The sequence below is a fragment of the Epilithonimonas sp. genome (assembly GCF_032055105.1).
Classification (GTDB): Bacteria; Bacteroidota; Bacteroidia; order Flavobacteriales; family Weeksellaceae; genus Epilithonimonas.
This window is the reverse complement of the sequence record NZ_DAMBRK010000035.1, coordinates 1-9,779: the sequence shown is the minus strand read 5'-3', so window position 1 is coordinate 9,779 and position 9,779 is coordinate 1. Positions and strand designations below refer to the sequence as shown.

Sequence of the window (9,779 nt, the reverse complement as noted above, 5' to 3'; positions counted from 1 at the left end):
AATATACGAAATTTTCGTATTATGAGTAACCTTTTTTATAATGCACTACGGGTTAGGCTTTATATAATGACGGTTTTGGAAACTATATTTAATTTTAGAATTACTCTTTGCTTTCTCTGCATATTTTATAGCAAGTTCACTTCTTCCTGTTTCTCTGTAAAAATCCGAAAATGAAGTATAAAATCTTGTAATGAGTGATGGATCATCAGAATTTTCCAAAAGGCTTTCGACATAAGAAAACTCTTTTTCTGCTCCTGCTATTTCATTCTTTTCAGCTAATGCTTCAGCATAATTGGTACGAGAAATTACCTTAAGTGAAAGCAACTTTGTATTTTTAGAACTTTCAATAGCATTTTTAAAATAAGTAATAGCAGAATCCAGTTTATTATTGTGTAAATATGTTGTTCCAATATTATTTAAAGCCTTTGCTTCCAAACTATATTTCAAAGCCAAATCAAAAATATCTCTGTTGTAATAGATATTTGCGGCTTCTTTGTAAAAAGAATTCCTGATGCTTTCATCATTTGATTTTGAAGAAATCTCATCTGCGAGATTGATATAGCCAATTGGCATCGTTTATATCACTCTTAAATTTACTAATTAATCAAGTATATCATTCATTAAAAAACAAAACTTCCCATCAGTTTTGATGAGAAGTTATTTTAAAAAAAATAATATAAACTTGATTGTGAGATCAATTCTTTTTAATATCCGTCATTTTGTATCAGATTAGGATTAGCTGTGATATCTGCTGAAGGAAGCGGATAAATATTGAACTTGGAATCCACTTCTTTCCCAGCTTGAGCATTACCTTTCCAGCTCCAGAGATAATCCGCTGTAGTAAATCTGTTAAAACGAATAAGATCGGTTCTTCTCAGTAACTCCCACGATAATTCTCGAGATCTTTCATCAAGAATAAAATTTAGGTTCAAATCAGAAAGGGCGATTGCTCCGTTTCCATTATTATACGCTCTGTTTCTAACAATATTAATATAGTTAAGAGCTTCTGATGGTTTTCCCGACCTGAAATTAGCTTCGGCAGCGGTCAAATAAGCTTCAGCAAGACGGAACATAGGAAAATCTGTATCTACATAAGCCGCATCAGAACCTGCTACTCCATTCTTAGTTACATTTCTCCATTTTGTGAAAGCATAACCATCCTGGAAAGTTCCGGGAAGTGCGGCAATTTCTTTCTTATGTCCGATGTTGAATAATAGAGCTCTGCTGTCGATTTTCGCAAATGCATTTGGGTCTGTGGTTACAAAATCCTGATCTGATGTCTGAAACTTATTAACAAATTCCGGACGAAGACGGATATTGCCCCAACCTCCGGCAATTCCCAAATTCAGGTAATTGAGCATTGTTCCGCCTGTTTGAGCAAGCACAAAGAACGTAGTTCCTCCATAAGTTTTGGATTGAACACCATCTATATTCAGAGACCAGATGATTTCTGGGGAAGTATTGTTATCAGCAAGGAAATTGTAAAGATATTTTGGAGCAAGGCTATAATGACTTTGAATCACTTTTTCAGCGTATTCGGCGGCTTTATCCCATTGTGGTGAATTGGTATAAACTTGCGCATTCAGATAAAGTCTTGACAATAAAAAGTCAGCTGCTGTTTTATCAACTCTTCCATATTCATTAGTATCAGGAAGTGCAGTTTCAATTTCTTTAAGTTCATTTTCCACATAAGAATAGAGATCGGTTCTTGATATCTGTTTTGGTAAAAACTGTGGATCTAATTTATCAGAATCTGTTACGAATGGAACTTTACCAAATGTATCCAACAAAACCCAGTAAGAATAAGCTCTTAGAAATCTAGCTTCGGCACGGAAATAAGCAACCTGTTGTTTGAAGCTGGCATCCGTATGTCCTCTCTCCTGTAGTTTGGCATCGGTTGTTTGTCTTAGAAATTCATTAGTATAACCTATGATCTGATATAGTCTTGCATAATAACCATTCAAGATAGCCGTGTTGGAATCCCAAGTATTGGTCGCCATTTGTCTCAATCCGTTAGTCTGTGAACCCATTATTGCTTCATCTGTTGATAAGATCTGAACATAAAAAGCTAAACGGATAAATGAGCTGTAACCTTCATCAAAATTACTGACGTCAGGATCTCCAGTTGGCCCTTGTTGTCCGCTGAGACATAATGCCGCATAACATTTTGCGAGCACACCTTTGTAATTATCGGGATTGGAATAGACCTGGTCTGTCGTTACGATATTCGGGTCTATTGGAGATGTATCAAGGTCGTTGACACAAGAGCTTAATGTGAAAATAGAAAATATAAGGGTTATATATATACGTTTCATAATTGGATTATTTGAAGTTAACATTAAGTCCGAAAAGGAATGAACGAGGTCTGGAATACATATTATTATCGATTCCAAGATAAACCTCTGGGTCAAGCCCGCTATATCCTGTGATTACAAAAGCATTCTGAACAGATAGGTTAATACCCAGATCGAACTTGTCGCTGATATTCTTGAAATTATGTCCCAGCGTGATATTGTCCATTCTGAAAAAAGAAGCTTTTTCAAGGAAAAAATCAGAGTAAAGCTGAAGATTATCAAAACCCTGTTCAGCGGTATAACTCAAAAGATTGGAATAAGTTCCGTTTCCTAAAGTCGCTTTCGTCTTATAATCTTTGGACTTCACATTGTTATAAACATAGTTCCCAAAATTAGCGTGACCATTGAAGCCTAAATACCAGTTTTTATAACTCACTTTAGAAGAGATTCCGAGGAAAGATTTTGGCATCGGATTTTTATCTTTCACAAGTCCGCCTTTGTATTTTCCTTCAATCGGTTTTCCAGCTTCATCATATTCCTGCTGATATAAATAAAAAGTATAAGGCGAATATCCAACAGAATGTGTTTGAATCGTTCCTGCTGTTGAACCGGAAACATTCCCGATGTTCACGCCATAGTTAGGACTATCTACAAGTGTTAGTTTGGTTATTTTTGATTCATTGAATGTAATATTTGCATCCAAAGTCCATTGCCAGTCGGTTGTTTTGATTGGAATCGTATTAAATGAAAGTTCAACACCTTTATTTTCCATAGAACCGATATTCGTAAAAATCATATTGGTAAGGTTGGAACCTGCTGCTACGGAAATTTTATTCAATAAATCATCTGTTGTTCTTTTATAAACTTCCACTGAACCAGAAACTCTATTTTTAAGAATTCCGAAATCCAAACCCACGTTATAAGTTGAAGTTGTTTCCCACTTCAGATTCGGGTCATAACCGTTGGGGCGGATGGTCTGATAGTATTGGTTTCCCAACTGATACAAAGCATTGGACTGGCTAAAAGTATAAGTCTGCATCCATTCGTAATCTCCTCCGATATCCTGCTGACCGGTTTTTCCATAACTTAATCTTAATTTCAAATCAGAGAAAAATCCACCGTCTTTCAGAAAATTTTCTTCATTGATTTTCCAGGCAAATGCTGCTGACGGGAAAAGTCCCCAATGATTATCTTTTGAAAACCGCGAAGAACCGTCGTTTCTAAGCGTTGCCGTGAAAAGATAACGGTCTTTGAAAGTATAATTCAAACGGCCATAAAATGAAACCAGATAATATTCTGACTTCGAAATGATATTCTGATAAACTTTATTTCCGGAAACATTGGTTTGATTATCGTCATAACTTTGCCAGAACTTCTGCCAAGAATAACCTCCCATCACATCAATTTTATGATTGGAAAGTGTTTTGGTATAATTTGCATATAAGTCCAACTGGGTATTATTTTTCTTCTGAGTATAATTTTCAATCAGACCTTGTCCGTCGTTTCCGATGGAAGTCCAAGCCAATGGTGCATTATCAGGAACGAAGATATCGCCGTTACTTTTTAAAATATCAAAACCCGCATTGGCATTTAATTTCAAATCTTCGAAACCGTGAATTTTATAATCCAACTGAATGTTTCCAATATGACGAACTACTTTGGACTCGTCTTTTCTTAGATTAAGGACAGAAACAGGATTGGCACTTGCAATCGTAATCGGTTTTCCCGAAGCATCTTTCCATATAAAATACCCTAAACCATACTGAGAAGAATTGTCATAAACAGGACGAGTCGGGTCAAATCCCACAGCCGAACTTGCCGGATTGGAAATGAAATCATTATTCTCAATACTTGGTTTATAATTAAGATTAATGTTTAAATGTTTGTCAAAAAATGAAGGATTGATTGCCAAACTCGCATTCATTCTTTCGTACGAATTTTTGCGGATAATCCCTTGTTGGTCTGTATATCCCAATGATAATCGATAAGGAATATCTTTTACAGCTCCGGTCATACTGAAGTTCTGGTCATTACTGACAGAAGTTCTGTAGATTTCCTTTTGCCAATCGGTGTTTTCCGTTCCAAGACCATTGATAATCGTATTATTTCCTGCGTAATAATCCTTGATAAAACTTCTGTATTCATCGCCACTTAAAACATTCAGCATCTTTGGATTGTAGCTAACTTTTGTATTGGAAGAATATTGAAATCTTGTTTTTTTACTGCCTTTTTTAGTTGTAATGATAATGACACCATTCGAAGCTCTGGAACCATAAATAGCTGTTGAAGAAGCATCTTTCAGAACTGTGTAAGTTTCGATATCGTTCGGATTAATCATCCCAAGAATATTACTGGAACCTGAGGTTGAAGAATTGTCAATCGCAATTCCGTCAATCACAATAAGCGGGTCATTACTGGCGGACAAAGAAGAACCACCTCTGATTCTGATAGTTGAACCTGCGCCAGGCGCTCCACCGGGAGAAATAATATTAACTCCGGCTGCTTTTCCCGTCAATGCATCTTGTGCGGAAACCGGACTTCCGTCATTTTCACTATCAATTTTAACGGTTGTGAGAGAACCTGTTGCATCAGATTTTTTAACTTTTCCGTAACCGATGATTACAACCTCATCAATCTTTTTCTCTTGAACCGCAATAGTGTCTTTTGGAATGGGAAAATTTTCTGATTGAGAAATTAATTTAACACTGGTTTTCCTAAGAACAACCGTGTTATTTTTTATTTCATATTCTATCGGATAGAATTTTTTGAGATATTTTAATGATGATTCCAAAGATGAATAATTGATAGCAGTATCATTCACAAAAACATCTTTGAAATCTGTGCTGGAATAGAGAAATGGAATCTTGGAAGATTTGCTGAGCTTATCAAAAACTTTGATAATGGACACCCGATTCTCTTTTTTCATAGTAACCGGCGGTGTTTGTCCGGTTTGTCCGTAAGCGATTGGAAGACCTGTGGCAACCAATAAGAGTACAGACATTACTGTTTTTTTCATAAATTTGAGGATTAATTTGATTATACTTTAGCGAGTCGAATCATTTATTGCATCGATAACCGTCATTATCGGTGCTTTTTTATTTTAATTGTATTTGATTATCAGATTTTTTATCAGCTTTAAGATTGAAAGGATAACAGATTGCAAACAAAACCTCATTCATATCGCCGGAGAATGAGCCTTTGATTTTCTTTTTAGCATATTCCTGAGGATAATTGATTTTAACATTATAAACTACTTCCAGCTCATTGATAATATTTTCAAAATTTTCGTCATCGAAGGAGAAATTTCTTTTCACATTTGCGACAATATAAGTTTGAGGCTTCTCTTCCACATTTTTGTTCCAAGATTCGTTTGGAAGCAAATAAGTTATTTTTCCCTGATGATTGACTTTTACTTTTCCTTCAAAAAGCTCTACTTTTTCTTTTCCACTTGTTTGGTCTAGGAAAAATTTAGTTCCTAAAACCTGCACCGTGAAATCTTTTGCATTGATTCTAAAAGGTCTTGTCTTATCTTTTGCAATATCGAAAGTCGCTTTTCCTGTGAATGTAATTTTACGGTCCGATTTTCCAAAATCTTTTGCTAATTCGAGTGTACTGTGGGGCTCTAGCACAATACTACTTCCGTCGGGAAGGCTAATCTTTTTCGTAAAATCCACACTAGAATAAAATTGAGACTGAGTTTTCTCCACAGAAGCCGGCGAAGAAGGCGTATAAAAAAGAATACCAAATCCCGTGATTACCGCAGCTGCAGCAACCCAATATAATTTTTTGAATTTGTTACCGGATTTTATCTTACTCTGAATTCCAGCTTGGATTCGTGCATCGGTTTCAGAATCCATACGCTGATTTTCTTCGTAAGTTTTTTTCCAGTTCTTTTTAAAATTTTCGTCGTCTGTGTTATTCATATTCAGTATTACGCAGGATTTCTAAATCGTCAACCCTTTTTCTAACGTTTTTTAAAATTAATTTTAATTCAAAAATCCGATATTAATTTGACTTGGTTATTTTTTCCAAATAAGCTTTCACATCCTTCCATTGGTAGTAAGGAAAACTTTTGGTTTCAAGAGGAACACTGACTTCATTTTCATTCAAAAGAAATTTTACCAAAACATCATTTTTCTTATTCTTATAAAAAATCATCTGAAGATTGGCGGCCATTGGTGCAGCCTGAAAAGTATTCCAGACTTTATAAACTTCTCTCGGATTGATTTCTTCCTTATCCATTCCTTCAACTCTCATAAAAGCTAATAATGGTGCAATATTTCCGTCGTGACCAAATCTAAGCGAAGCTCCACTTTTATTGTTTTTAATATAATCTTCGGCTTCTTCAAGAATATTTTTAACTAACGGAATTGCATTATCTTTCACCAATCCTTTACTCAAAGGCGACGCAGCATCATTTACATAGAATTGATAATTGATTGCCTGATAAATATTGAACAATTCATCTTTTGTAAACAAATCATAGAAAGAAATATCCGTTTCCAGATTCTGCATATCGCTGGCAATCCAATAGAAAGATTCCACAACTTTTTCAGGGTTCACATTCTTGTAAACATAGTCTTCATTATTGAATAGATTTTTGATAAATCGGTCTGAGCGTAAAGCATCTTGTTTTAACTTTCGTTTTTCTTCCTGCCAGAAGTTATCCTGACTTTTGAAATCGATAGATTCTTTGGTATGATGATTCAGATATTTCATATACTTATCAGAAGATTCTACACTGATATTAAGCTTTGGATTATTGGCTGTTAATTCATTGGTAAAATAAGCCATACTGATAATGCATCTCGGAACAACAGTCGACTTTGCAGTAACAACAGCATTATTTCCAAAAGCCTGCGGATTATTCTTGAACATTCTCTGCGAAATCTGCTTATGCTGCAATCCTCCTAATTCTGTCAAATCGCCGTTATGACCTTCAGCAATTTTCCAGATGTTCTCCAATCGTTTTAACGCTGATTTTCCGTTTTCAGTTAAAGCATTATACTCGTTAGCTTTTCTCAGAATGTCCATCACACCGGAAAAATCTTTATCATTGATGAGCCATCTGGAACCGTGTCTACCGTAATGACTAATGTAAAACGACTGATATCCGGACGGAACCGCAGTCAGTTTTTTAGTCGGAGTTGGATAAGCGTAGTAAACACCGCCCGTTTGATTTAGGTTTGAGAGGATTTCTTCTTTGGTAGTTTGTCCCTGATAAAAAAAGGAAGCTGCTAGGAACAGAATAGAAAATGATTTCTTCATTATAAACTTATTTTAGTTTCAGATTGATTTCTGTCTTACGATTTATTACGCAGACTTACCGAAATCGTCAACCTTAAAAAAGTTTTTTAATGAAAATCAATAACAGAAAAAATAGATTAATGTTTGTTTTTAGGATGTGAAGAACCTTATTAACGTGCTTCGCTACAGCATTTTTGGAAATACTGTTTTCTTTTGCAATTTCGGAATAACTCAATCCGTCAATTTTATGTTTTAGGAAGAGTGATTTACTTTTTTCTGGAAGTAATTGGAGTAATTTTTCAGCTTGTTCAGAATAGGATTTAAATTGTTCTTCATCATATTCTTCTTTCACAACACTTAGATGAGATTCTTCTTTGAAATCCGAGAAGGATAATTTGTTTTTCCTGTAAAAATTAGCAATTTCCTGTTTTGCTGTTTTGAAGACAATGGCTTCTTTATTTTTGTTTAAAGAATCCTTATGTTTCCATAAATGAACAAAAATATCCTGAACGATATCCTCAATATCATCCTGCCCGTGAACATATTTTTTCACGAAAAAGTAGACCTGATTTTTGTAATCAGAATATAGTTTTTCAAATTGAGATTGCACTTAGAGAATATATTTTAAGGTCTATATATATACGAAGTTCTCAAATATATCAAAAAAATGCAGTGTACAAAATAAAAATACAAAACACTAAAAACAAGAACGTTAAATGATTTTTCAATGTAAAAGACAAAAATAATTTTTCTCCAAAATTTTAACTCATTGATTGAAATAAGAAATGCAATGCTTCATAATAGCTAAATCACATTTTATAAAAATTTAATTTTAACAATCAGTATTTTAGGTTTAAGCTTCAACCATATTTCAGCACAAGATATTCACCAGAATGAAGTTCCATCTGTGATTTTAAATAATTTCCAGAAGAATTTTCCAAAAGCTTCCGATATCGATTGGGAAATCAAAGGCAACCTATATGAAGTAAAATTTGAAACAGGCTTGTTCGGTGATGACCATAAAGTTTTCTATAGTCGAGATGGTAAGCTGGTAAGACACGAACAGGAAATTTCCAAAAGTAATCTTCCAAAAATGGTTTTAGCCAGCGTCAGCAAAAATTATTCAGGCTATAGAATTGATGATGTGAAAAGGATTTCGGAAAATGGAAAAACCATCTATAAAGTTGAACTGAAAAATTATTCAAAAGAATGGAAAGTCGTTTTTGATTCCCAAGGAAGAGTTTTGCAGAAAAGGTAAGATTAATATTTTAATCTGTAAGCTATTATGATAAAAAATATTATAACATATTTATATCTAAAATGTATTTTTAATTTTATTCTTACAACTTAAATATCATTTAAAACCTTCAAAATATTATCAATATCTGTTAATAAATGGTTTCGATAGAGTCCTGTTAAGTTCACTTAACAGGACTATGTGTTTAAAAATTAACAATCTATAATTTTCTTTCTTCCAAAACCTTTTTTAAAAGTTGCATATCCTCACAAATCTTTGCTTCTTGAATCTTAGCATAATGTTGCGTCATTCTAATATTACTATGTCCTAGCATTTTACTTACAGTTTCTATTGGCACACCATTATTTAATGTTATGGTTGTTGCAAAGGTATGTCTTGCTGTATGAAACGTGATATCAAAATCTATATTACAGATATCGCCAATTTCTTTCAAATATTCATTTATTTTCTGATTACTGTATACAGGTAAAAGTTTTTCTGTATCACAACATTTTGGATGAGACTTATATTTGTCTAATATTTCTTTAGCAGTCGGAAGTAAAGGTATTCGCGCTAAGAGTTTAGTTTTAGTTCTTTCAATTTTAATTAGTTTCTCTTCATTCCCAAGTGAAATAATATTTTTGCTTTCTAATTTCTTAACCTCGGCATAAGCCAATCCAGTGTAACAGCAAAATAAAAAGACATCTTTAACAACTTGTAACCTCTCTGATGAAAAGTTCTTATTTTTTAGTTTTTCTAACTGCAATTCTGTTAGGCAACGAACTTCTGTTGTTATAATTTTTCCTTTATAGTTAGTAAATGGATCCTTAGTCATCCAATCATTATCAAGACATATATTTATAATTTTTTGGAGATTTTTGACATACTTTACTGTGGAATTATTAGCGCATTTCCGAACTGTTCTTAAAAAAAAATCAAAATTAGTTATGAAGGAAGGTTTTATTTCCGAAAGATTAATATCTGAAATCTTGTATTTCCAC

8 protein-coding genes are annotated in these 9,779 nt (G+C 33.8%); 1 reads left to right on the top strand and 7 read right to left on the bottom strand.

The annotated features are described in order from the left end of the window. Positions 1 to 45 precede the first annotated feature (45 nt). From RTY06_RS16090 to RTY06_RS16065, 6 genes are all read right to left on the bottom strand, one after another. Positions 46 to 573 (bottom strand): tetratricopeptide repeat protein, encoded by a 528-nt coding sequence (locus RTY06_RS16090; protein WP_312825986.1) that lies wholly within the window; start codon positions 571 to 573, stop codon positions 46 to 48. A gap of 131 nt (positions 574 to 704) precedes the next feature. Further along, positions 705 to 2,315 (bottom strand): RagB/SusD family nutrient uptake outer membrane protein, encoded by a 1,611-nt coding sequence (locus RTY06_RS16085; protein ID WP_312825985.1) that lies wholly within the window; start codon positions 2,313 to 2,315, stop codon positions 705 to 707. A gap of 7 nt (positions 2,316 to 2,322) precedes the next feature. Continuing rightward, positions 2,323 to 5,310 (bottom strand): SusC/RagA family TonB-linked outer membrane protein, encoded by a 2,988-nt coding sequence (locus tag RTY06_RS16080; RefSeq protein WP_312825984.1) that lies wholly within the window; start codon positions 5,308 to 5,310, stop codon positions 2,323 to 2,325. Between the two features lie 79 nt (positions 5,311 to 5,389). Then, a complete protein-coding gene (locus tag RTY06_RS16075; protein ID WP_312825983.1) occupies positions 5,390 to 6,217 on the bottom strand; it encodes a FecR family protein in 828 nt (275 codons plus the stop codon). Positions 6,218 to 6,299: 82 nt separating this feature from the next. Then, entirely contained in the window at positions 6,300 to 7,562 is a 1,263-nt protein-coding gene (locus RTY06_RS16070; protein WP_312825982.1) for a histidine-type phosphatase, read from the bottom strand. Positions 7,563 to 7,635: 73 nt separating this feature from the next. Next, positions 7,636 to 8,151 carry an RNA polymerase sigma factor gene (locus RTY06_RS16065; protein ID WP_312825981.1) on the bottom strand — a complete coding sequence of 172 codons (516 nt, stop codon included), beginning with the start codon at positions 8,149 to 8,151 and terminating at the stop codon, positions 7,636 to 7,638. A gap of 198 nt (positions 8,152 to 8,349) precedes the next feature. Between RTY06_RS16065 and RTY06_RS16060 the strand changes: the two genes are divergently transcribed. Beyond that, positions 8,350 to 8,799: a PepSY-like domain-containing protein gene (locus tag RTY06_RS16060; RefSeq protein WP_312825987.1), complete on the top strand. Its 450-nt coding sequence runs from the start codon at positions 8,350 to 8,352 to the stop codon at positions 8,797 to 8,799. A gap of 199 nt (positions 8,800 to 8,998) precedes the next feature. Here the strand turns inward: RTY06_RS16060 and RTY06_RS16055 are convergent. Beyond that, the coding region (locus tag RTY06_RS16055) for a site-specific integrase (RefSeq protein WP_312825980.1) at positions 8,999 to 9,779 on the bottom strand (781 nt) is incomplete at its 5' end.

Bases quoted from the DNA above. Each gene is read 5' to 3' on its own strand.
- RTY06_RS16080 (WP_312825984.1), bottom strand. From the start codon at position 5,310: ATGAAAAAAACAGTAATGTCTGTACTCTTATTGGTTGCCACAGGTCTT.
- RTY06_RS16075 (WP_312825983.1), bottom strand. From the start codon at position 6,217: ATGAATAACACAGACGACGAAAATTTTAAAAAGAACTGGAAAAAAACT.
- RTY06_RS16090 (WP_312825986.1), bottom strand. From the start codon at position 573: ATGCCAATTGGCTATATCAATCTCGCAGATGAGATTTCTTCAAAATCA.
- RTY06_RS16085 (WP_312825985.1), bottom strand. From the start codon at position 2,315: ATGAAACGTATATATATAACCCTTATATTTTCTATTTTCACATTAAGC.
- RTY06_RS16070 (WP_312825982.1), bottom strand. From the start codon at position 7,562: ATGAAGAAATCATTTTCTATTCTGTTCCTAGCAGCTTCCTTTTTTTAT.